This is a genomic window from Streptomyces sp. AC550_RSS872, assembly GCF_019049285.1.
Lineage (GTDB): Bacteria > Actinomycetota > Actinomycetes > Streptomycetales > Streptomycetaceae > Streptomyces.
In genome coordinates this window covers 1-21,499 of sequence record NZ_JAGMUL010000040.1, presented here as the reverse complement: position 1 = coordinate 21,499, position 21,499 = coordinate 1, and the positions used below count along the sequence as shown (strand labels likewise).

The 21,499-nt window shown below is 70.9% G+C and carries 19 protein-coding genes and 1 pseudogene; 12 read left to right on the top strand and 8 right to left on the bottom strand.

The genetic code is table 11. The features are described 5' to 3' along the window. Positions 1 to 2 precede the first annotated feature (2 nt). Together KUM44_RS18330 and der are read left to right on the top strand one after the other, a co-directional pair. Positions 3 to 605 (top strand): 1-acyl-sn-glycerol-3-phosphate acyltransferase, encoded by a 603-nt coding sequence (locus KUM44_RS18330; RefSeq protein WP_254389704.1) that lies wholly within the window; start codon positions 3 to 5, stop codon positions 603 to 605. Between the two features lie 73 nt (positions 606 to 678). Further along, positions 679 to 2,157: a ribosome biogenesis GTPase Der gene (gene der, locus KUM44_RS18325; protein ID WP_217209039.1), complete on the top strand. Its 1,479-nt coding sequence runs from the start codon at positions 679 to 681 to the stop codon at positions 2,155 to 2,157. A gap of 77 nt (positions 2,158 to 2,234) precedes the next feature. On the opposite strand, the gene KUM44_RS18320 is transcribed toward der, so the two are convergent. Together KUM44_RS18320 and KUM44_RS18315 are read right to left on the bottom strand one after the other, a co-directional pair. Next, positions 2,235 to 2,585: a hypothetical protein gene (locus KUM44_RS18320; RefSeq protein WP_217209038.1), complete on the bottom strand. Its 351-nt coding sequence runs from the start codon at positions 2,583 to 2,585 to the stop codon at positions 2,235 to 2,237. A 133-nt stretch (positions 2,586 to 2,718) separates the two neighbouring features. Beyond that, the gene (locus KUM44_RS18315; RefSeq protein ID WP_217209037.1) at positions 2,719 to 3,501 is read right to left on the bottom strand and encodes a hypothetical protein; all 783 of its coding nucleotides are present in this window, start codon (positions 3,499 to 3,501) and stop codon (positions 2,719 to 2,721) included. Between the two features lie 536 nt (positions 3,502 to 4,037). Between KUM44_RS18315 and KUM44_RS18310 the strand changes: the two genes are divergently transcribed. Then, entirely contained in the window at positions 4,038 to 4,709 is a 672-nt protein-coding gene (locus KUM44_RS18310) for a transglycosylase family protein (protein WP_217209036.1), read from the top strand. 227 nt (positions 4,710 to 4,936) lie between these two features. Continuing rightward, positions 4,937 to 5,407, top strand: coding sequence for a transglycosylase family protein (locus KUM44_RS18305; protein ID WP_254389702.1), 471 nt, complete (start codon positions 4,937 to 4,939; stop codon positions 5,405 to 5,407). On the opposite strand, the gene KUM44_RS18300 is transcribed toward KUM44_RS18305, so the two are convergent. The 3 genes from KUM44_RS18300 to KUM44_RS18290 are packed head-to-tail and all read right to left on the bottom strand — an operon-like array spanning position 5,340 to position 9,231. Then, the gene (locus KUM44_RS18300) at positions 5,340 to 6,029 is read right to left on the bottom strand and encodes an ATP-binding cassette domain-containing protein (RefSeq protein ID WP_217209034.1); all 690 of its coding nucleotides are present in this window, start codon (positions 6,027 to 6,029) and stop codon (positions 5,340 to 5,342) included. The two genes, KUM44_RS18305 and KUM44_RS18300, sit on opposite strands and share 68 nt — an antisense overlap. Then, entirely contained in the window at positions 6,026 to 8,743 is a 2,718-nt protein-coding gene (locus tag KUM44_RS18295; protein WP_217209033.1) for an ATP-binding cassette domain-containing protein, read from the bottom strand. The genes KUM44_RS18300 and KUM44_RS18295 overlap by 4 nt, the downstream gene beginning before the upstream one ends. 11 nt (positions 8,744 to 8,754) lie before the next feature. After that, positions 8,755 to 9,231, bottom strand: a complete 477-nt coding sequence (locus KUM44_RS18290) for a hypothetical protein (protein ID WP_217209032.1) — start codon at positions 9,229 to 9,231, stop codon at positions 8,755 to 8,757. Between the two features lie 156 nt (positions 9,232 to 9,387). On the opposite strand from KUM44_RS18290, the gene KUM44_RS18285 reads away from it, so the two are divergent. The 4 genes from KUM44_RS18285 (at position 9,388) to KUM44_RS18270 (ending at position 12,824) form a co-directional block, all read left to right on the top strand. Continuing rightward, positions 9,388 to 9,978, top strand: coding sequence for a hypothetical protein (locus tag KUM44_RS18285; protein ID WP_217209031.1), 591 nt, complete (start codon positions 9,388 to 9,390; stop codon positions 9,976 to 9,978). Further along, positions 9,953 to 11,248, top strand: coding sequence for an ABC transporter substrate-binding protein (locus KUM44_RS18280; RefSeq protein ID WP_217209030.1), 1,296 nt, complete (start codon positions 9,953 to 9,955; stop codon positions 11,246 to 11,248). The genes KUM44_RS18285 and KUM44_RS18280 overlap by 26 nt, the downstream gene beginning before the upstream one ends. A 71-nt stretch (positions 11,249 to 11,319) precedes the next feature. Then, positions 11,320 to 11,763: a hypothetical protein gene (locus KUM44_RS18275; RefSeq protein ID WP_217209029.1), complete on the top strand. Its 444-nt coding sequence runs from the start codon at positions 11,320 to 11,322 to the stop codon at positions 11,761 to 11,763. A gap of 20 nt (positions 11,764 to 11,783) precedes the next feature. Continuing rightward, the gene (locus KUM44_RS18270; protein WP_217209028.1) at positions 11,784 to 12,824 is read left to right on the top strand and encodes a YafY family protein; all 1,041 of its coding nucleotides are present in this window, start codon (positions 11,784 to 11,786) and stop codon (positions 12,822 to 12,824) included. Between the two features lie 40 nt (positions 12,825 to 12,864). On the opposite strand, the pseudogene ctaD reads toward KUM44_RS18270, so the two are convergent. Next, a pseudogene (ctaD, locus tag KUM44_RS18265) lies at positions 12,865 to 14,361 on the bottom strand (cytochrome c oxidase subunit I); the annotation flags it as partial. Between the two features lie 505 nt (positions 14,362 to 14,866). On the opposite strand from ctaD, the gene KUM44_RS18260 reads away from it, so the two are divergent. Next, positions 14,867 to 15,082, top strand: a complete 216-nt coding sequence (locus tag KUM44_RS18260) for an I78 family peptidase inhibitor (protein ID WP_217209027.1) — start codon at positions 14,867 to 14,869, stop codon at positions 15,080 to 15,082. A gap of 128 nt (positions 15,083 to 15,210) precedes the next feature. Here the strand turns inward: KUM44_RS18260 and KUM44_RS18255 are convergent, their stop codons facing one another. Then, complete coding sequence (locus tag KUM44_RS18255) at positions 15,211 to 16,248, bottom strand: phosphatase PAP2 family protein (RefSeq protein ID WP_217209025.1); 1,038 nt, start codon at positions 16,246 to 16,248, stop codon at positions 15,211 to 15,213. Positions 16,249 to 16,694: 446 nt separating this feature from the next. Here KUM44_RS18255 and KUM44_RS18250 point away from each other — a divergent pair, with 446 nt between their 5' ends. Beyond that, complete coding sequence (locus KUM44_RS18250; RefSeq protein ID WP_217209023.1) at positions 16,695 to 18,296, top strand: MFS transporter; 1,602 nt, start codon at positions 16,695 to 16,697, stop codon at positions 18,294 to 18,296. A gap of 189 nt (positions 18,297 to 18,485) precedes the next feature. Then, the gene (locus tag KUM44_RS18245) at positions 18,486 to 19,676 is read left to right on the top strand and encodes an acyl-CoA dehydrogenase family protein (protein WP_217209021.1); all 1,191 of its coding nucleotides are present in this window, start codon (positions 18,486 to 18,488) and stop codon (positions 19,674 to 19,676) included. A 39-nt stretch (positions 19,677 to 19,715) separates the two neighbouring features. Here the strand turns inward: KUM44_RS18245 and KUM44_RS18240 are convergent, their stop codons facing one another. Next, positions 19,716 to 20,153 (bottom strand): cell division protein SepF, encoded by a 438-nt coding sequence (locus KUM44_RS18240; protein ID WP_217209019.1) that lies wholly within the window; start codon positions 20,151 to 20,153, stop codon positions 19,716 to 19,718. Positions 20,154 to 20,474: 321 nt separating this feature from the next. Here KUM44_RS18240 and KUM44_RS18235 point away from each other — a divergent pair. Then, a partial coding sequence (locus KUM44_RS18235) for a DUF5685 family protein (protein WP_217209017.1) occupies positions 20,475 to 21,499 on the top strand: 1,025 nt, incomplete at its 3' end.

Sequence of the window (21,499 nt, the reverse complement as noted above, 5' to 3'; positions counted from 1 at the left end):
TGATGTACGGGCTGTGGAAGCCGCGCGTGCTCGGCGCCTGGAAGGTGCCCGCGAGTGGTCCGGTGATCTTCGCCGTCAACCACTCGCACAACATAGACGGCCCGATGGTCATGGGCGTGGCGCCCCGGCCGACGCACTTCCTGATCAAGAAGGAGGCGTTCATCGGGCCGCTGGACCCGTTCCTGACCGGGATCGGCCAGCTGAAGGTGGACCGCGAGACCACCGACCGTACGGCGATCACGCGGGCCCTCGACGTCCTGTCGGCCGGGGGAGTCCTCGGGATCTTCCCGGAGGGCACCCGCGGCGAAGGCGACTTCGCCTCCCTGCGTGCCGGGCTCGCCTATTTCGCGGTGCGCAGCGGGGCCCCGGTCGTGCCGGTCGCCGTGCTGGGAAGTTCCGAGCGACGCGGACGGTTGATGAAGGGGCTGCCTCCGCTGCGCAGCCGTATCGACGTCGTCTTCGGGGACCCCTTCGAGGCGGGCGACGGCAGCGGACGACGTACGCGCAAGGCGCTGGACGAGGCGACCGAGCGCATCCAGAAGCAGCTCACCGCGCACCTGGAAAACGCCAGGCGGCTGACCGGTCGCCAGGCGACACTGAACTGACTGAGTAGTGGATCAGCCGGGGGACACCCGGTGCTCCACCGATCACCACGATGAACGACGAGGTACGGACTTCATGAACGACCACATCCACTCCGAGGGCTCGCTCGAAGAGCACGACCACGGAGAGCTTGGCGATGCCGAGTACGCGGAGTTCATGGAGCTCGCCGCGGAAGAGGGCTTCGACCTCGAGGACGTCGAGGGGGCGATCGAAGCGGCCGGTCACGGTCCGCTTCCCGTCCTCGCCGTCGTCGGGCGGCCCAATGTCGGCAAGTCGACTCTCGTCAACCGCATCATCGGGCGCCGCGAGGCCGTCGTCGAGGACAAGCCCGGCGTCACCCGCGACCGCGTGACCTACGAGGCCGAGTGGGCCGGGCGCCGCTTCAAGGTCGTCGACACCGGCGGCTGGGAGCAGGACGTCCTCGGTATCGACGCCTCCGTGGCCGCGCAGGCCGAGTACGCCATCGAGGCCGCCGACGCCGTCGTGTTCGTCGTCGACGCCAAGGTCGGCGCCACCGACACCGACGAGGCGGTCGTACGACTGCTGCGCAAGGCCGGCAAGCCCGTGGTGCTGGCCGCCAACAAGGTGGACGGCCCGAGCGGTGAGGCCGACGCGGCGTATCTGTGGGCCCTCGGGCTCGGCGAGCCGCACCCGGTCTCCGCGCTGCACGGCCGCGGCACCGGCGACATGCTGGACGCCGTCCTGGAGGTGCTGCCCACCGCGCCCGCGCAGACCTTCGGCGGCGCGGCGATGGGCGGCCCGCGCCGCATCGCCCTGATCGGCCGCCCGAACGTCGGCAAGTCCTCTCTGCTGAACAAGGTGGCGAACGAGGAGCGGGTCGTCGTCAACGAGCTCGCGGGCACCACCCGTGACCCGGTCGACGAGCTCATCGAACTCGGCGGCGTCACCTGGAAGTTCGTCGACACGGCGGGCATCCGCAAGCGCGTCCACCTCCAGCAGGGGGCCGACTACTACGCCTCGCTGCGCACCGCCGCCGCCGTCGAGAAGGCCGAGGTGGCGGTCATCCTGATCGACGCCGCCGAGTCCATCTCGGTCCAGGACCAGCGGATCGTGACGATGGCCGTCGAGGCCGGGCGCGCGATGGTCATCGCCTACAACAAGTGGGACACCCTCGACGAGGAGCGTCGCTACTACCTGGAGCGGGAGATCGAGACCGAGTTCGGGCAGGTCGCCTGGGCGCCCCGGGTCAACGTCTCCGCGCGCACCGGCCGGCACATGGAGAAGCTGGTCCCCGCGATCGAGACCGCCCTCGCCGGCTGGGAGACCCGCGTTCCGACGGGCCGCCTGAACGCCTTCCTCGGCGAGCTGGTCGCCGCCCACCCCCACCCGATCCGGGGCGGCAAGCAGCCGCGCATCCTGTTCGGCACCCAGGCCGGCACCAAGCCCCCGCGGTTCGTGCTCTTCGCCTCCGGTTTCATCGAGGCGGGCTACCGCCGCTTCATCGAACGCCGGCTGCGCGAGGAGTTCGGCTTCGAGGGCACGCCGATCCATATCTCCGTTCGCGTGCGCGAGAAGCGCGGCAAGAAGAAGTAGCGGCGAGCAGAAGCAGCTGACATGACGGAAGGGCGGCCCTCACCGGGCCGCCCTTCCGTCTGTTCAGCTCCGTCTGTTCAGCCTCTGCGCGCCGGCGGCAGCGCGGCCGGGACGTGGTGCATCCCCGTGCCCTGCGGGCCGATGTGCCCGACGCGCTGCCACTGCGGCTGCTGGCTGTTGCCGTGGCGGGCGCTGTGGGCCCCCGCGCTGTAGGCGCTGTACGAACTGCTGAACGACCCCGGGCGATGGCCGCCGTACGTGCCGGTACTGCGCTGGATGTTCCCGAACGCGACGAACCCCAGGTCCTCCTCACCGCTGCGATCACCCGGCAGCGAACGGAAGGACTTGACGTACTCGGCGTAGAGCGCGTCGTAGATCGGTGTGGGCGAGGGACCGCCCTGATGGCGGGGAACGTCGTATGCATGCACGTATGTCCAAACGACCCGGCACGGGAAGAGATGCGGCCGGGTATCGCCCCAAAGGGGCACGGGGAACTACGCGACCAGCCACAAACGGCCCGCAGCCGCCGGACCACTGGCAGCCCCCGCTGAATGGGCGCCCTCAGGTTCCCGCCAGAGGCAGCGCCGCTCCGACCAACTTCCCGTTCGCCGCCGCCTTGTCCAGCGCCTCCCGCAGCAGGTCCTCCCGGGGCTGGCGCCCGATGGAGCCCACCGGAGCCGCGAACATCAGCACCTGCTGGTGCTTGTTGGCGGCGGCTCGCCAGCCGTCGGTCACCTGAAGCGGCTGATGCGCCTGCCACCAGGCGACCGGCTGCCCGCCGGAGGGGCCCGGCTGGAGTACCGCGTGCAGCTGGCCCATGGCCAACAGCACGGACCAGCCGTGCAGCACCGGCGGCACGTCGGTCAGCTCCGTCACCGGCATGAACCCCTGCTCGATGAGCAGCGGAAGGAAGTCGTCGCCGGCGTCGATCGCCCCGGGGCGCACGATGGGGCCGGTCGGCTCCACGACCAGGGCGGGATGCAGCTCCCCGGCGATCAGCACCAGCCCGCTGGTCACGCCGAGCACGGCCTGCTCCGGCACGATCGTCTCCGGCTCCAGATCGACGCGGTCGCCGGTGATGGACTTCACGGCACCCCGCAGCTGCTCCTCGGTGACCTGGACGACCTGGGAGGGCAGGCAGGTGGCGTGGGCGAAGGCGAGCACGGCGGTCTCGTCCCCGATGAACAGGACGGTGCTGGTGCGCTCCTGTTCGGAGTCGCCCGGGGTGCGGCAGGAGGTGCAGTCGTAGCTGCCCGGGGCGTTCTCTCCGGCGAGCAGCCGGTCGGCTTCTTCGTCGCCGATCTCGGCACGTACCTCGTCGCTGACGTCGAGCATGCGCGGCACGGGTGGCTCCCTCGGGATGTGGCGTGGCGGGGCCGGGTGGCTCCCGGTCCGTGAACCGGGCGGATCCCGGGCTCATGAAGAAGACAACGGACGATCTGTGGCGGGAGTCACGCACCACGGCGAACGGAATCGAACCATCCATCGCGCATCGTCACGCCGAGTGCGGAATTGCTCACTCATGGTCAAGTCCTCGGAGGGCAAAGGGAGTTGGTTGCGTGGGGTGTGTCACAGATCGTCAGGGGGTCTGGTCGACAAATCCTGAAATCAGCGAATGAAGTGGGTGGCCGGAAATCGCCGATACCGGAGGTAACGGCGAACTGGCCTGGAATGACAAGGAGTTGGTTGATGCCGACCGGCCGCTGTCCCTAGATTCCTCGGCCGTGTGCAACGAGCACCGCTCGGGTACGTCCGCCGAACCGCACCAGCCAGCGCACAGCACCACCTCCGGCGGACGGGGCCGCGCCGCTCACCCGCCCCATGGCGTGGCGAGTGGCGCTCCGCCTTGGGGGACCCCGAGTGCTTCGAGAGGGAACTACATGTCCGAATGTGCCGATAACACGCGCGACAACACCCGGAAGGCGCCGAAGGCTTCGGCTTCGAACGGGAACCGGACTCGTACGGCGGCGGTCCTCGCCGGGGCGGCACTGCTCGCTCCGCTCGGGCTGTTGGCCGCGACCGGCAACGCCGCAGCGGCGGACGGCGCAGTGTGGGACCGCATCGCCCAGTGCGAGAGCGGCGGCAAGTGGCACATCAACACCGGCAACGGCTACTACGGCGGACTCCAGTTCGCCGCCTCGACCTGGCGCGCCTACGGCGGTACGGCCTACGCGCCGACGGCCGACCGGGCGAGCAAGGACCAGCAGATCGCCGTGGCCACCAAGGTGCAGCGCGCCCAGGGATGGGGCGCGTGGCCGACCTGTTCGGCCCGGGCCGGAGCGTCCGGGAGCGCACCCGCGGCTTCCGCCGCCGGCCCGGCGCCCTCCGCGACCAAGGCAGCCCCGTCCACTTCGGCACAGACGCCGGAGCGTTCGCCGGGGCACACGAACCGCAGCTCGTCCCGCGGCGACTACACCGTCCGCGCGGGCGACACGCTGAGCGGCATCGCCGACCGCCACGGGACCACCTGGCGGCAGCTCTACGCCGACAACAAGTCCGTGATCGGCGCTGATCCCCATCTGATCGTGCCCGGACAGCGTCTCGAACTCTGAGTGCCGCTCCCCGCCCAGGGCGCAGTGCCCCGCCCGGTCCGCCGACCGGGTGGGGCACCCGCGTTCGTCGGACGCGCCGCCCCGGAAGCTCGCAATAAGCTGCCTAGCGTGCTCATATGAAATGCACACCGCTCAAGATCGTCCTGGCCGCAGCCCTGTTCACCGCCGTGGCCCCGGGAACGTCGAACGCCTCGCACGCGACGCACACAGCGCAGGCCATGTATGCCATGCGCGCAAGCCATACCGCGCCTCTACCGTCCCCCGGACCGCCGCCCAAACGCGTGGCGTACGAGTGTGCCAAGGACCAATGGCCCTGGGGCTGTGTCGCCAAGTGTGAGAGCGGCGGCAACTGGCACATCAACACCGGCAACGGCCACTACGGGGGACTGCAATTCTCGCAGTCGACCTGGGAGGCCTTCGGCGGGACGAAGTACGCCGCACGGGCGGATCTCGCCACCCGCCAGCAGCAGATCGCGATCGCCCGGAAGGTGGCGGCCTCGCAGGGATGGGGCGCGTGGCCGCACTGCTCCAGGCGGTACGGGCTCAAGGGCCGTCTGGACATGGCCAAACAGAGCGTCACGGAGCAGTTGACGGAGAAGACCTCGCTGCTCATCCGGAAGGGGTCGACGCTCATCCGGAAGGGCTCGACCCGGTTCGGCGCGCTGCACGGCGCTCCCATTCGCCCGACTCGCCGCTGAACACGACTGCGCCGCGCCGCAGTTCGTGGACGAGTGCCGCCCGGCCGTGCAGGACGGGCGGCAGCCGTTGCTCGGCGACGACCACGCACGCGTGGAGTTCGCTCAGCAGCCGGTATGTGTGAGCGGCCACGGTGGGCGACATGCCCTGCGCGGGCTCGTCCACGAGCACGACACGCGCGCGTGACAACAGGGCGCGGGAGAGGGCGAGCATGCGCTGCTCCCCGCCGGACAAGGTGCCGGCGCGGCGTGCGAGGAGGGGTTCGAGCGCTGGATAGGCGTCGAGGGCGATGTCGTACGACCCGGACGCGAGTTCGAGGTGCTCGCGCACGGTGAGGGAGCCGAACACCGCCTGCCGCTCGGGGACCAGGCACAGTCCGCGGTGGGCCCTCTCGTGCGCGGGCACACGGGTCACGTCGGTGCCGTCCCAGACCACCGCGCCGCCGGACAGGGGCACGGTTCCGGCGAGGGCCCGCAGGACGGTCGTACGGCCGGATCCGTTGCGGCCCAGCAGCACGGTGAGGCCGGGGCCGGGGGCGGTGAGAGTGACGCCGTGGAGGGCCTCCAAGGGGCCGTAGCGCACGCGCGCGTGGCGCAGGGAGATCTTGGTCTCGGGCTCGGTCATGCGGAGGTCTCCTGGGAGCCTGCCGCGTCGAGAACGCGGTCGGGAGGGCCCGAGGCGACGATGCGGCCCGCCGCCATGACGTGCACGGTGTCGGCGAGGCCTGCGACGAGGTCCAGGTCGTGTTCGACGACCAGCAGGGCCATGCCGTCGGCGGCCAGGGCCCTCAGGACGCGGGCCAGTGCGGTGACTTCGGCGGTGTCGAGGCCGGCGGCGGGTTCGTCGAGGAGCAGCACGCGCGGGTTGCCCGCGAGGGCCCTGGCCAGTTCTACGCGCCTCAGTGTGCCGGTGGGGAGGTCTGCGGCGGGCAGAGCCCTTACGGGGCCGTCGAGTCCCAGGAGCCGGAGGGAACGCTCCACGGCTGACGGGTCACGGGTTCTTCCCTGCTCCGCGCCTACGCGGACGTTCTCGGCCACGGTCAAGGACGGGAATACGGCCAGTTGCTGGAAGGTGCGGGCGATGCCGAGGCGGGTGCGGGTGTGCGCGGGGAGGCGGGTGATGTCACGGGGACCGAGCCGGACTTGGCCGTGGGTGGGGCGGTGGGTGCCGGCGAGGCAGTGGAACAGGGTGGTCTTGCCTGCGCCGTTGGGGCCGACGATGGCGGTGACTCGGCCGGCTGGGACGGTGACGCTCACGTCGTCGAGGGCGGTGAAGCCGTTGTAGTGGGCCTGGAGGTGGTGGGTGGCCAGTGCGGGGGACGGTGCGGGTGCGTGGGTGGGCACGCGGCCTTCGGCCGCGCTGAGGGTCCCACCCGCACCATCCGTGCGGCTTTCGTCGTCCGGTGCGGGCGGCCCTTGTGGGGGTGCCCCGCCGTCGGCGGCTGCGGCGGCCTCGGCGGCCTCGGCGGCCTCGGCGGGTCGGCCTGCCGGGCCCAGCCGCCTGCGCACCCCCACCCCCAGCGCCGTGAGCCTCGTTCTGTGCCGCAGGCGCAGCTGCCCCGCCGCCCTCCGCCACGCCTCGTACGGGCCCCCGGGAAAGCGCCCCACCAGCACCGCCAACACCCCGATCAGGGCCGCCGCCACCCCGCCCCGGGTGCCCGCGTCGAGGCCGACCAGGAGGGCTGCCGCGGCGAGGGCGCCGAGAGTGCTGTCGGCGCCCAGGACGATCACCGCGGCGAACCAGAGGAGGCCGCGGACGGGGTCGTAGGCGGCCGGGTCGAAGGCGCGCAGGCCCATGCCGAGCAGTCCGCCGCCCAACGCCGCCAGGGCGGCGCCCGCGACGAAGGCGAGGAGCTTGAGGGAGGGGACCTGGACGCCTGCCGCCGACGCCCCGGACTCGTGGTCGCGCATCGCGGCCAGGGCCCGGCCCGTGCGGCCCCGGCGCAGCAGCCAGGTCATGAGGAGGGCGGCGCCCAGGAGCAGCAGTTCGAGGACGTAGTACGCGCGGTCGCCCTCGAAGCCCGTCGGGCGGCCCAGGGACAAGCCCGAGACGGCGTACGGCTGGGCGAAGACGAAGCGGCTCACGCCGACGCCGACCGCGAAGGTCACCAGCGCCAGAGCCAGGCCCCGGCGGCTGATCGCGGGCCAGCCGGTGAGCAGGCCCAGCGGAGCTACGAGGACGACCGCCAGGGCCAGCGCCGCGAGCTCCGGCAGGCGGGGCAGGCCCGGGAAGCGGCCCGCGGCCAGCAGGGCCGTGAACAGGGCGCCCAGGCCCGCGTACGCCGCCTGGCCGAGGGAGATCTGGCCGCCGCGGCCCGTGACGACGACCAGGGAGAGCAGTACCACGGCCAGCGCCGGCACCTGCACCGACGTATGCAGGTCCGAGCCCGCGAAGCCGAGGGGGAGCAGGAAGAGCACGACCGCCACGATCCAGGCGCCCGGAGGAGTCGGTACGCGCGTGGTGGCCCTGCGGGGGAGGGCGTCGCGGGCGCCGACCCGGGGGAGGGCCAGGGCCGCGATCAGCAGGGCCGCGACGAAGAGGTTCGTGCTGACGGCCTGAAGCAGGGGCGCGCCCCGGCCCGACGGGTGCAGGCGGGTCAGCTGGCTCTGGGCGACCCCGATCGTCAGTGCCGCCAGCACCGCGACCGGCAGACTGCGCATCCGGGCGGCCACCGCGACCGCGACGACCTCCATGACCAGCAGCGGCATGCCGTACGGGTCCAGACGCACGTACGGCGCCAGCAGTACGCCCGTCAGGCCCGCCGTGAACGAGCCGAACGCCCAGCCCGCCGCCGCCACCCGGTCCGCGTCAATGCCCCCGAGGACGGCCAGCTGCCGGTCGTCGACCACGGCACGCAGTTCCCGGCCGAAGCGCGTCCAGCGGACGACCGCGGTGACACCGGCCGCCAGCAGCAGCGCCACCGCCAGCCCGCCCCATGGATCAGCCGACACCAGCTCCGGCGCGTCGTCCCGCGCGCCCTGGCCCCACAGCAGCACGGCACCGCCCACCAGCAGCACGAACACGCCGATGGACGCGACCAGGGTCTGCGCCGGGTCGCCGCCCAGGATCGCCAGCGGCCGGAAGACGAACCGTTCCAGCATCACCCCGATGCCGGGCGCGAGGAACAGCAGCGTCACCGTCGCGCCCGCCCACAGCGGCCAGCCCCACTCGACCACGCACTGCCGCAGCGCATACGCGCACACCATCGCGATGGCCCCGTGCGCGAAGTTCAGCACGCCGGTCGCCCGGTACGTCACGACCAGTCCGATCCCGGTGAGCGCGGCGGCGCTGCCGACCGACAGACCGGCCAGCGTGAGGTCGTACGTCAGCGAGGACATCGTCGTCCGCTTCAGTCGTCCGCTTCAGCGGGCTCACAGATCGGGCACGGGCCCAGTTCACCGCTCCGCACCAGTTTCGCGTCCACGGGTACGGCCTCCGCCTTCCCGGCGACCAGGGGGCAGTCCGCGCGGTGCCAGAGCGTGCCGCCGGGCACCATCAGCAGGTCCCCGCTGACCGCCTGCGGCACCGCGGCGGCCTGCCCGGACTCCTCGGCGTCGGCCGGCTCCACGGTCACCAGAAGGCCGTACAGCTCCTCCACGCGCGCGGCGGCGAGCGCGCCCCGGCCGTGGGTCAGCAGCACCGACCCAGCGATGATCAGCGCGGCGCCGGGTACCGTGCAGGACGCCAGATACGGCAGCTGCCGCTCGGCGAACCGCTCGCCGGAGACGCCGTACCAGCCGATGACGCACAGCACCGCCCCGGCGGCGAGCGCGGCCCAGCCGGCCCACAGGGCGGGGTGCACGGTCCGCAGTCGCGCTGTCCGCATCGCCGGCTCCCACACGTCGGGTTTGTCTGCATGCGCTCCGGGTTTCTGCGCATGTGCCTGTCCATGTCAGCCAATGGCTTGCACTATGCCTCCTGCAAGCTGACCCTGAAAGCACCGGGCGCACCCGGCCCGGATCGACACCCGGCGGTGAGCCAGATGGTTCTCGGGAGCGACCTCAGGCGGAGCAACGGACACGGGCGGCGTGGTCCACGCACGGCGGGACGGGGGACCGCCATGGCGGCGGCCCTGCTCCTCTTCCTCGCCCCGGCCCTCGCGGCGTGCAGCGACGACGAGGGAGGCGGCGGCAACGAGGCCCCGCCGACACCGACCGTCGAGCAGACGGAGCGGACGGAGGGGACCGAGCAGTCTCCGGCCGTGACGGCGCCCCCCGACGCGGGGGCGGCCGAGACGGAGATCAAACAGAACTGGCAGAAGTTCTTCGACCCGGCGACGTCCACGGAGGAGAAGCAGGCCGTGCTGGAGAACGGCGACCGGATGGGGCCGGTCCTTCAGGCGTTCAGCGGTGACGAGCGCGGTGGGCAGGTCGAGGCGAAGGTCTCCAAGGTCGAGTTCACCTCGCCGACCGAGGCGAACGTGACCTACGACCTGACGCTGAAGGGCGCGACCGCCCTGCCGAACGCCTCCGGGACCGCGGTCGAACAGGACGGCACCTGGAAGGTGTCCGTCAAGACGCTGTGCGCGCTGGTCCAGTTGAGCGGCAATGGGTCGCCGGTCCCGGGGTGCTGAGGCGGCGATCGTCGTGGTGCTGCTGGCTGTGAGCACGGCGTGCGGCAGCAGGCTGCCGGAGAGCGCCTTCGAGCACCGCGACCGCGGCAGCTCCCCGGCCCCGGGCGGCGACCGCACCCCGGTCCGGGTCGGTGTCATCGCCAGCGCCACCAGCCCGGTCGGCGGCAACGCCTTCACCGGCCCGCGCGACGGCGCCAGGGCGTACTTCGACCGCCTCAACGCGCGCGGCGGCCTCGACGGCCGCCGGGTCGAGGTCCGCGAGTGCGACGACGGAGGCAGCGGCGTCGGCAACAACGAGTGTGTGCACAAGCTGATCGACGAGGACAAGGTCGTCGCCCTGGTCGCCACCACCGCCCTCGACTACGCCGGCGCCTCCCGCGTCGCACGCGCACGCGTGCCCGACATCGGCGGCCAACCCATCGGGGCGGCCTACGACACCTACCCGCACATGTACGGCCTCTACGGCAGCCTCGCGCCCCGCGACGGCACGACCGGCTGGGACGGCAGGCAGTACGGCGGCACCGAGGTCTACCGCTACTTCAAACGCGAGCACGGCGCTCGTACGGCCGCCGTCGTCTCGTACAACCAGCCCGCGTCCGCGGCCTACGCCCGGCTCGTCGAACGGGGTCTGAGGGCCGAGGGCTACGAGGTGGTCACCGAACAGGTCGACTTCGCGCTGCCCAACTTCCGCGCGGCGGCCGCCGATCTGAAGGAGCAGGGCGCCGACCTCGTCTTCGACGCCATCGACACGCACGGCAACGCGCAGTTGTGCGAGGCGATGGACGACGTCGGTGCCGAGGTCACCGCCAAGGTGACGAACGTACAGAACTGGACGTCCACCGTCGCCGACGACTACAAGGACGCCCCACGCTGCCGCAACGCCCTGTGGGCGACCGGATCGTCCCGCAACCACGAGGACACGGAGCAGGACGCCGTACGGGAGTTCCGGGACGCCACCAAAGGGCTGAAGACGCACTCCCAGTGGCAGTTGGAGGGCTGGGCGGCGGCCATGTGGTTCACGGACGCGGCGAAGGCGTGTGCCGAACAGGGCGTCACGCGCGCGTGCGTCGACGACTTCATGAACCGCAGTCAGGGCTACACCGCCGACGGCCTGCTGATCCCGGTCAGGTTCGAGCGGTTGGCGGAGCCGCCGAAGAGCCGCCGGACCTGTCTGTCGGTGGCCCGCTGGGAGGACGGCCGGGGCTGGGTCTCCCAAGGAGACATGAACAACACGTGTTTCGAGGTGCCGCAACTTTCGTACGAGCCGTGACGGGCAACCAAAGGGCCGCATCGCTGGTCCAACCGAGCGAGCACACAGAGCCGAAGGAGGAACCGCAGCGCATGACGCCCGTGCCGCAGGCAGCACCACTGCGCGCCGACTGCATCGCGGATTCGGCCGGCGGACTGACCTTCGACGTCACGGCGGCGGGGGCCACCGAGACGGCCCACCTGGTCCTGCGCCACCGCGAGGGCCACGAGGAGGTCAGCCTGCCGCTGACCCCTGCCACGACCGGCCGCCTGCGCGCCGCGCTGCCCAGCAGTGTCGCCCTGCCCGAGGGCCACTGGGACGCGTACGCGCTCGTGACGGAGGGCGAACCGCACCGGCTGGCACCGGGCGCGATGAAGGTGGACTCCCTCGCTTCCCGGGTCCCGTACGAGACCCGCCAGGGCAACCTGAGTGTCGAATGCCGGGTCACGACAACGCCCTTAGGGGCGCGGGGAACCGCGCGATCAACCCCTACGAGCCCGCACCCGCCCGTGATATCCGTACCCCCGAGCCATTAGGCGACTGGCAGACTCGGATCATGCTGGACACCTCCGCCAGGCTCCTGCGGCTGCTCTCCCTCCTCCAGTCCCACCGAGAATGGTCCGGCGCCCAGCTCGCCGAACGCCTCGGCGTCACGCCGCGCACAGTGCGCCGCGACGTCGACCGCCTGCGCGAACTCGGCTACCCGGTCAACGCCACCCCCGGCACCGGCGGCGGCTACCAATTGGGCGCCGGCGCCGAGCTGCCACCCCTCCTACTGGACGACGACGAGGCGGTGGCCGTCGCCGTAGGCCTGCGCACCGCCGCCGGCCACGGCATCGAGGGCATCGGCGAGACCTCCGTACGGGCCCTCGCCAAACTGGAGCAGGTCCTGCCGAACCGCCTCCGCCGCCGCGTGGGCACCCTCAACGCCTTCACCGTGCCGATGCTGCGCGGCCCCCAGCCCTCCACCGTCGACCCGGCCGTTCTGACCGAGCTGGCCAACCTCTGCCGGGACTCCGAGCGCCTCAGGTTCGAGTACCGCGACCACGAGGGCGCCCCCACCCGCCGTACCGTCGAACCGCACCGCCTGGTGTGCAGCGAGCGCCGCTGGTACCTGGTCGCCTGGGATCTCGACCGCGAGGACTGGCGTACGTTCCGCGTCGACCGCATCACGCCCAGGCCGCCGCACGGCCCGCGCTTCACACCGCGCACCCCGCCCGCCGAGGACCTCGCCGCGTACGTCTCCCGGGGCGTCTCCACGCGCGCGTACGCCTCGCACGCCGTCATCCGGCTGCTGGTGCCCCTGGAGGAGGCCGCCGAGCACATCTCACCGTCCGACGGGCAGCTGGAGGCGGACGGTCCCGACAACTGCCTGCTGCGCACCGGCGCCGGGAGCCTCGACGTGATGGTGATCCATGTGATGCTGATGGGCTTCGAGTTCGAGGTCCTGGAGCCGGCCGAGCTGGTGGCGAGGATCAGGACGGCTCACGGCCTGCTTGCTCGCTCTTTGGCTCGGGCTGCGGAGCCTCCAACGCATGCGCCGGATGGTGCAGGTCGAACGCCGGGGACTCCGAGCGGACCCGCGGCAGCGCGTTGAAGTTGTGCCGCGGGGGCGGGCAGGAGGTCGCCCACTCCAGGGAGCGGCCGTAGCCCCAGGGGTCGTCGACCCCGACCTTCTTGCCGTACTTGGCGGTCTTCCAGACGTTGTAGAGGAACGGCAGCGTCGACAGGCCGAGCAGGAACGCGCCGATCGTCGAGACCGTGTTCAGCGCTGTGAAGCCGTCGGCCGCCAGATAGTCGGCGTAACGGCGCGGCATGCCCTCCGCGCCCAGCCAGTGCTGCACCAGGAACGTGGTGTGGAAGCCGACGAACAGCGTCCAGAAGTGGATCTTGCCCAGCCGTTCGTCGAGCATCTTCCCGGTGAACTTGGGCCACCAGAAGTGGAACCCGGCGAAGATCGCGAAGACGACCGTGCCGAAGACGACGTAGTGGAAGTGGGCGACGACGAAGTACGAGTCGGAGACGTGGAAGTCCATCGGCGGCGACGCCAGGATCACCCCGGTCAGGCCGCCGAACAGGAACGTCACCAGGAAGCCGGTCGCCCACAGCATCGGTGTCTCGAAGGACAGTGAGCCCTTGATCATGGTCCCGGTCCAGTTGAAGAACTTCACGCCCGTCGGCACCGCGATCAGGAAGCTCATGAAGGAGAAGAACGGCAGCAGCACCGCGCCGGTGACGAACATGTGGTGCGCCCACACCACGATCGACAGACCGGTGATCGCCATCGTCGCCGCGACCAGCGTCAGATAGCCGAACAGCGGCTTGCGCGAGAAGACCGGGATGATCTCGCTGATGATGCCGAAGAACGGCAGCGCGATGATGTACACCTCGGGATGCCCGAAGAACCAGAACAGGTGCTGCCACAGCAGCGCCCCGCCGTTGCCCGCGTCGAACACCACCGAGCCGAACCGGCGGTCCGCCTCCAGCACCAGCAGGGCGGCGGCCAGCACAGGGAACGCCATCAGGATCAGGATCGACGTGAACAGCGTGTTCCACACGAAGATCGGCATCCGGAACATCGTCATGCCGGGGGCGCGCATCCCGATGATCGTGGTGATGAAGTTGACCGCGCCGAGGATCGTGCCGAAGCCCGCCAGCGCGAGGCCCATGATCCACAGGTCGGGGCCGATGCCGGGCGAACGCTCCAGGCTGTTCAGCGGCGCGTAGGCGAACCACCCGAAGGAGGCCGGGCCGTCCGGCACGATCAGCGAACCCATCACGATCAGCCCGCCGAACAGGAACAGCCAGTACGAGAACATGTTCAGCCGCGGGAAGGCCACGTCCGGGGCGCCGATCTGGAGCGGCATCAGCTCGTTGGCGAAGCCCGCGAAGGTCGGGGTCGCGAACAGCAGCAGCATGATCGTGCCGTGCATGGTGAACAGCTGGTTGAACTGCTCGTTGCTCAGCAACTGCATGCCCGGTCGAGCCAGTTCGGCACGCATCAGCAGCGCCATGACACCGCCGGCCAGGAAGAACAGGAACGACGTGATCAGGTAGAGATGGCCGATCTTCTTGTGGTCGGTGGTGGTCAGCCAGTCGACGACCACTCGGCCGCCGGGCTGTCTGCTTCGCATGGGTCGTGCCGTCACCGGTACGGTCTGCGTCCCCATCGCTCGCTCGCCCCTTCGCTCGTCGCGCCCGGGGCCCGCTGAAGCCCGCGCCGCACGCGCCGACGCGAGCTCACGCCATGATGCTCGCGTCGACGGCGCTCCGACAGGGGGCGTACGGGGCTTCTGTGTCGGAACCATGTATTTTCTGTGCGGCATCGGATCCCGCGGCCCGCGCGCCCACCGCGGCGGCAGTCAATGTCGCGGTGGCGGGAAATGGGGGCGGCGGCAGTTCCCCGGGAACTTTTCCCCCGGCCTATTGGCCAGGTCGGCGCGACACGCGGAAATTACGATCGAATGCCTGCGGAAGGCCTAGGGAACCGCCCGTCCGTGTGACGAAGAGCGGACGAAACGCGTGTCGTGATTCTGTGACAAAAGCGTGACCCGAGAGGTACGTGTGGCCTGGATGGCCGCTGCAAAGGTTCTCTGTCCGCTCTGGCCGGAAGCCTCGCGCAGGCCCTAGCGTGGCGGCATGGCACCCATTCCGAAACCCCCCGCCGAACCGCAGGACAGCCCGGACACCTATGTCGGTCTGGACTCCGACCGGGCCGAGCGACTCGCCCGTGACCGAGGGTGGTCGACGGTGCGTTCGTTGCCGCCGGGGGCGATCATCACCATGGAGTACCGGAGCGGCCGCCTGAACTTCGAGGTGAAGGACGGCCAGGTGGCGCGGGCCTGGAAGGGCTGACAAAGGCCGACAGACGGGCGAGGAGCCCGGTACTTGTGGAAAGGCCCCGGCTCCTGTGGCGGAGCCGGGGCCTTCACCGTGCGGACGTGCGGGGTGGTTGTGCGTACCGAACCCCGCCGTCCGGGCGGTCAGCCGCCCGTGAGAGGGCGGGCCGTCTGGGCCGTGCCGCGCGGGACGCGGTCCGTGTGCGGCGGGCGGCGGCTGCCGGCCGGGGTGACCGGAGTACGCTCCGCGCGGGCCGTGTGCGGGCCGGGCGCCAGGTAGACGGGCGGATGGGCGGTCGCCCGGGGCGAGCGTGCCGCGGGGGCCACCTCGCGTGCTGCGGCCTCGCCCTCGGCGCTCACGGGGCACGGCTTGAGCGGCACCGGAGCCTCCACCGGGGCGACCGGGACGATGACCGTGCCGGTGCGGCGCTCGCGCCAGCGGTCGCGCAGGTCGAAGATCCAGGCCTCGGACCGGGCGATCAGCGGCTCGAACCAGGGCAGGGCGAGCAGGATGAGCAGTCCGGCGGCCCAGCCGAGCAGCACATCGCTCAGCCAGTGCGTACCGAGGTAGACGGTGGACAGGCCCACGCCCAGCGAGGTCACCGCCGACAGGGCCGACAGCCAGCGGCGCGCTCTCGGGGTCGAGGCGAGATAAGCCAGAATTCCCCAGGTCACCACGGCGTTGGCGGTGTGGCCGCTGGGAAATATATCGCCGTCCAGCCACATCTCGTTGGAACCGACGGTCGTCGCGTAGTGCGGTCCGAGGCGGCCCATGCCGAGCTTGGCGGCGCCGACCGTGACGTTCAGCAGCAGCAGCGAGACGCCGAGCGCGAGCAGCGGGCGCAGCGTGTGCTGCCGCCAGGAGCGCCAGCCCAGCCAGGCCGCGATCATCACGGCGGTCGGGCCGCGCTGGCCGAGCACCACGTAGTAGTCGATGAAGGCGTGGATCTCGGCCCACTGCTGGTACGGCCGGAAGAACATGACCTGCCAGTCGAGCCGGACCAGCCAGGAGGTGATGACGACGGCCCACACGATGGCCACGTAGAAGGCCAGGGTCGATGCGAACAGCACGATCCTGTGCCGCGTCATCCGCGGCACATCGATGTGGGCCGGGCGTTCGGGCTCTCGGTCCAGCCTGGCGAAGACCCGGTCCAGACGGGTCAGCTTTCGTTCGGTACGCACCCAATCGACGTTACAGCGAGTGAGCGCAGTTCAACGGCGATTCCACGGCTTTGTGATGACGATGTGATGTGGGATTCCTCTCAGGCGGAGGTTTATTTCCAAGGAATCCGTAATCATCCGGGGCTACCTCCTTCAATTCCTTTGATCATTCCAGTGGTCCGTTTTTCACTGCTTATGAATTCGTTCACCGAATGCTGGGGTGGACTTCTCTTGACGCTCACCGTCCGGAGTGGAGTCGATCAAGGAGCTGTGTGGCGTACGCCACACGCGTTCGAGGGGAGTCTGAGAGGTCCGCCACTCGGCGCCGAGACGGACTCGCGTACTCTGACGAGTCACTCGCCCTTCGTCGCGCGGGCCGGAGACCACCGCTCCTCTCCGGCCGGGTCACGGGGAGTCCCCACCCCGTGTGACCGCCGGGGGCGAGGGAACATCTGGGAGGTACGTACATGTCCGGGACGACCACGGCTGCCGCTGCGCTGCGCCGTCGGGCGGCCGGGGCCGGTGCAAACCGCTGGGTCGTCCTCGTGGTTCTCTGCGTCAGCCTGCTGCTCGTCGCGGTCGACGCGACCGTGCTGCACGTGGCCGTGCCCGCCGTCACCGAGGACCTCAGGCCCGGCGCGATAGAGCTGCTCTGGATCGTCGACATCTATCCGCTCGTCTGCGCCTCGCTGCTGATCCTCTTCGGCACGCTCGGCGACCGGGTGGGCCGCAGACGCGTCCTGCTTCTCGGTTACGGCCTCTTCGGCCTCGCCTCCGGCCTCGCGGCCCTCGCGCACGACCCACAGGTGCTGATCCTGGCCCGCGCCCTGCTCGGCGTCGGCGGCGCGATGATCATGCCCGCGACCCTGTCGATCCTGCGCCAGGTCTTCCCCGACCGGCGCGAGCGGGCCCTCGCCATCGGTATCTGGAGCGCCGTCGCCGCGGTCGGCGCGGCGGTCGGACCGCTGCTCGGCGGCTTCCTCCTCGAACACTTCTGGTGGGGCTCGGTCTTCCTCGTCAACATCCCGCTGATGCTGGTCAGCCTCCCGGTGGGACGGTTGCTGCTGCCCGAGTCCAAGGGTGACGGCAAGGGTCCCTGGGACGTCGTCGGCGCGCTGATGGCGGCGGCCGGGCTGTTCGGCGTGGTGCTGGGCGTCAAGCGGCTCGGCGGCGGGGAGCAGGTGGCCAGTCTGCTCACCCTGGTGCCGCTGGTGGTCGGCGCGGTGCTGCTGGTCCTCTTCGTACGGCGGCAGCGGCGCCGCGAGTATCCGCTGATGGACCTGCGGATGTTCGCGCGGCCGGCGTTCAGTACCTCGGTCGGGTGCATCGTGCTGGCGATGCTCGCGCTCGTGGGGCTCGAACTGATCGCGGCGCAGTATCTACAGCTGGTGCTGGGACTCTCGCCGCTGGAGACGGGTCTACGACTGCTGCCGCTCACGTTCGCGGCGATGGCGGCCGGGCTCGCGGGCGCGCGGATGCTGCGGCGGTTCGGGCCGCGGCGGATGGTGTGCGCCGGGTTCGTCCTGACGGCCGTCGCGGTGCTGCTGCTGACGGCGATGGGTGGCGAGGACAACCCCGGGCTGCTGCTGTCCGGGTTCGTCCTGCTGGGCTTCGGACTGGAGACGACGCTCTTCGGGGCGTACGAGTCGATGCTGAGCGAGGCGCCGCAGGACCAGGCCGGCGGCGCGGCGGCGATCGGTGAGACCTCGTACCAGCTGGGCGCGGGGATCGGCATCGCACTGCTGGGCAGCGTGATGAACGCGGCGTATGCCCCCGGGCTGGCGAACGTGCCGGGTGTTCCGGCGACGGCCTCCGCGGCGGCTTCGCACTCGCTGGGTGAGGCGTACGAGGTTGCTGCGCAGCTGGGCGGGCCTGCGGGGGTGGCCCTGCAACGGGCGGCTCGGGACTGTTTTGTGCACGGGCTGCACGTGACGCTGCTGGTGAGTGCGGGGTTGTTGCTGCTGGGCGCCGTGATGGCGTTGCGGTTGCCGCGGGCCATGCAGTGTGAGGAGCCTGCCGTGGAGCTGCCTGCGCAGAGGGAAGTCGCGGAGTCCCGCGTCTCTGTGTGAACAACCTTCTCCCGCCCCGCACCACCCGTTTCCAGTTCGTTGATGGGTGGACCTCTCCTGTGGGGCCCGGCGCCGTTGGCGGCTTCCGGTTCGGGGGAGTTCCACTGGACGCGCGCGGCACCGCGTCGTAGCGTCAGGCCCGAGCCGTGACTAGCGGCGCTAGTTTTAGTCCTTCCCGGAGGGTCTCGCATGTCCGCGTCCTCGAAGCTGCCCCCGTTCGACCCCGCCGACCCCCTCGGCATCGACGACCTCCTGGAGCCCGAGGACCTGGCGATCCGGAGCACCGTGCGGGCGTGGGCGGCGGATCGGGTGGTGCCGTATGCCGCCGAGTGGTACGAGAAGGGCGAGCTGCCGGAGATCCGGGAACTCGCGCGGGAGCTCGGGGAGATCGGCGCCCTCGGGATGTCGCTCGAGGGGTACGGGTGTGCCGGGGCCTCCGCCGTGCAGTACGGGCTCGCCTGTCTGGAGCTGGAGGCGGCCGACTCCGGGATCCGGTCCCTGGTGTCCGTGCAGGGGTCCCTCGCCATGTACGCCGTTCACCGGTTCGGCAGCGAGGAGCAGAAGCAGCAGTGGCTGCCCCGTATGGCCTCCGGTGAGGTCATCGGGTGCTTCGGGCTGACCGAGCCCGACCACGGGTCCGACCCGGCGTCCATGCGGACGTACGCCAAGCGGGACGGCGCCGACTGGGTGCTCAGCGGGCGGAAGATGTGGATCACCAACGGGTCCGTCGCCGGGGTCGCCGTCGTGTGGGCGCAGACGGAGGAGGGGATCCGCGGGTTCGTCGTGCCGGCCGACAGCGCCGGGTTCTCCGCACCGGAGATCAAGCACAAGCTGTCGCTGCGCGCCTCCGTCACCAGCGAGCTCGTGCTGGACGACGTCCGGCTGCCCGCCGATGCCGTGCTGCCCGAGGTCGTGGGGCTCAAGGGGCCGCTCAGCTGTCTCTCGCACGCGCGGTACGGGATCGTGTGGGGTGCCATGGGGGCGGCGCGGTCCTGTTTCGAGGCCGCTGTCGACTACGCGAAGACGCGGGAGCAGTTCGGCCGGCCGATCGGGGGCTTCCAGCTCACCCAGGCCAAGCTCGCCGACATGGCGCTCGAACTGCACAAGGGGATTCTGCTCGCCCATCATCTGGGGCGGCGCATGGACGCCGGCCGCCTGCGTCCCGAGCAGGTCAGCTTCGGCAAACTCAACAACGTCCGTGAGGCGATCGACATCTGCCGTACGTCCCGGACGATCCTCGGTGCCAACGGGATCTCGCTCGAATACCCCGTGATGCGGCACGCGACCAATCTCGAATCGGTGCTCACCTACGAGGGCACCGTCGAGATGCACCAGCTCGTGCTGGGCAAGGCGCTCACCGGACTCGATGCTTTCCGGTGAGCCCACCAGGAAGGGGCAGGGCCGGTGGACGGCCCTGCCTCAGCTCTGGTTGTAGAAGCCGTCCTCGCGGTGAGACGCACGCTCACCGCTGATGATCTCCGTGTCGGCCGGGGTCAGCAGGAACACACGGTTGGACACCCGGTCGATCGAGCCGCGCAGACCGAAGATGAGCCCCGCCGCGAAGTCGACGACACGCTTGGCGTCCGCGGGCTCCATGGCCGTGAGGTTCATGATGACCGGGACCCCGTCCCGGAACAGCTCGCCGATGGCGCGGGCGTCCCGGAAGCTGTCCGGGGTGACCGTGCCGATGCGGCGGCCCTTCTCCTCGGCGACGTCCGTGGCCACCTTGACCCGCGGATCGGTGACCCAGGCGTCCCCGGGCTCGGTCCCTTCGGAGTAGTCGTCGTCGTAGTAACGCTCGTCATCGTTGTCGTCAACGAGGCCCAGCCAGGCACTCGCCTTGCGCACCGATCCCATGGACGCCTCCTCTCACAGCGGTCTCTCTTCCATTCCGCATCCCTATGGTCATCCATGATGCGGACGTCGCGCCAAGTGGATAGACGCCGCGCGGGGGGTTTGTGACGGTACTGGTGCACAGCGAATACGTCGAGAGCCCGTGTACCCCAAGGGGCATGCCACGTACGGCTGCTGACTGTGAGTGAAATATGATTCTTCACGGCGTATGGGTGAGGTGAGGTGCGTACGGGTGAACGAGCCCGCCATGGCGTTCACCACTCCGCTCGGTACGATGCGGCAGCTCAGCGCCGTGTGTGCGCCGTAAGAACCTCGGGGGACGTCATGTTCGGAATGGTCAGGCCCTGCCGTCATCGACTCGGAGAGAAGCTCACCGGCCAGTGGATGGCGCATTTGTGCGGGCTGTGCCTCGCGCTGCGCTCGGACCACGGCCAGTTCGCGCGGATCGTGACGAACTACGACGGCCTCCTCATCTCCGTTCTGACAGAGGCTCAGGCCGACAAGGACAGTGGACTGCGGCGTACGGCCGGACCGTGTGCGCTGCGCGGTATGCGCACCGCGTCCGTCGCGCAGGGCGAGGGCGCCCGGCTGGCCGCCGCCGTGTCGCTGGTGCTGGCCTCGGCCAAGGTGCGTGACCACGTGGCCGACGGTGACGGGCTGCTGGCCCGCAGGCCGGTGGCGCTCGCCGCGCGCCGGGTGGCCGCCGGCTGGGGTGCGGCGGGCGCGCGGAGCGGCTCGGCCGTCGGGTTCGACACCGCCGTACTCGTGGACGCCGTGGACCGGCAGGTCGGCATCGAGACACTCGCCGGGCTCGGCACCTCCGTCCTCACCGTCACCGAACCGACCGAGACGGCGACGGCCGCCGCCTTCGCGCACACCGCGATCCTGGCCGGACGGCCGCAGAACGCCGAGCCGCTCGCCGAGGCAGGGCGCCTCTTCGGACGGCTCGCCCACCTCCTGGACGCCGTGGAGGACCGGGCCGCCGACGCCGAGTCGGGCGCGTGGAACCCGCTCACCGCGACCGGCACCTCGCTCGCCGAGGCGCGACGGCTCGCGGACGACGCCGTGCGGGGGGTGCGGCTGGCGCTGCGCGAGGTGGATTTCAGGGACGCGGCGCTCGCGCATCTGCTGCTGGTGCATGAGCTGAGGCGCTCGGTCGACCGCGCCTTCGGCACGGTGCCCGCGTGCGCTTCCCATCAGCCGGGGCCCGGGCCGTATGGGCAGCCGCCGCAGCAGGGGCAGGGGCAGGGGCCGTACGGGGCGCCGCAGAATCCGTATGCCGGTGGCGGGAATCCGTACGCCGGCGGGAACCCGTACGCGGGGGGCGGAGGCGTGCCCGGCGGGGGATG

Coding starts and splice junctions, on each gene's coding strand:
- KUM44_RS18285 (WP_217209031.1), top strand. CDS start 9,388: ATGGTTCTCGGGAGCGACCTCAGGCGGAGCAACGGACACGGGCGGCGT.
- der (WP_217209039.1), top strand. CDS start 679: ATGAACGACCACATCCACTCCGAGGGCTCGCTCGAAGAGCACGACCAC.
- KUM44_RS18245 (WP_217209021.1), top strand. CDS start 18,486: ATGTCCGCGTCCTCGAAGCTGCCCCCGTTCGACCCCGCCGACCCCCTC.
- KUM44_RS18250 (WP_217209023.1), top strand. CDS start 16,695: ATGTCCGGGACGACCACGGCTGCCGCTGCGCTGCGCCGTCGGGCGGCC.
- KUM44_RS18270 (WP_217209028.1), top strand. CDS start 11,784: ATGCTGGACACCTCCGCCAGGCTCCTGCGGCTGCTCTCCCTCCTCCAG.
- KUM44_RS18275 (WP_217209029.1), top strand. CDS start 11,320: ATGACGCCCGTGCCGCAGGCAGCACCACTGCGCGCCGACTGCATCGCG.
- KUM44_RS18300 (WP_217209034.1), bottom strand. CDS start 6,029: ATGACCGAGCCCGAGACCAAGATCTCCCTGCGCCACGCGCGCGTGCGC.
- KUM44_RS18295 (WP_217209033.1), bottom strand. CDS start 8,743: ATGTCCTCGCTGACGTACGACCTCACGCTGGCCGGTCTGTCGGTCGGC.
- KUM44_RS18290 (WP_217209032.1), bottom strand. CDS start 9,231: ATGCGGACAGCGCGACTGCGGACCGTGCACCCCGCCCTGTGGGCCGGC.
- KUM44_RS18240 (WP_217209019.1), bottom strand. CDS start 20,153: ATGGGATCGGTGCGCAAGGCGAGTGCCTGGCTGGGCCTCGTTGACGAC.
- KUM44_RS18260 (WP_217209027.1), top strand. CDS start 14,867: ATGGCACCCATTCCGAAACCCCCCGCCGAACCGCAGGACAGCCCGGAC.
- KUM44_RS18305 (WP_254389702.1), top strand. CDS start 4,937: ATGCGCGCAAGCCATACCGCGCCTCTACCGTCCCCCGGACCGCCGCCC.
- KUM44_RS18280 (WP_217209030.1), top strand. CDS start 9,953: ATGGGTCGCCGGTCCCGGGGTGCTGAGGCGGCGATCGTCGTGGTGCTG.
- KUM44_RS18310 (WP_217209036.1), top strand. CDS start 4,038: ATGTCCGAATGTGCCGATAACACGCGCGACAACACCCGGAAGGCGCCG.
- KUM44_RS18330 (WP_254389704.1), top strand. CDS start 3: ATGTACGGGCTGTGGAAGCCGCGCGTGCTCGGCGCCTGGAAGGTGCCC.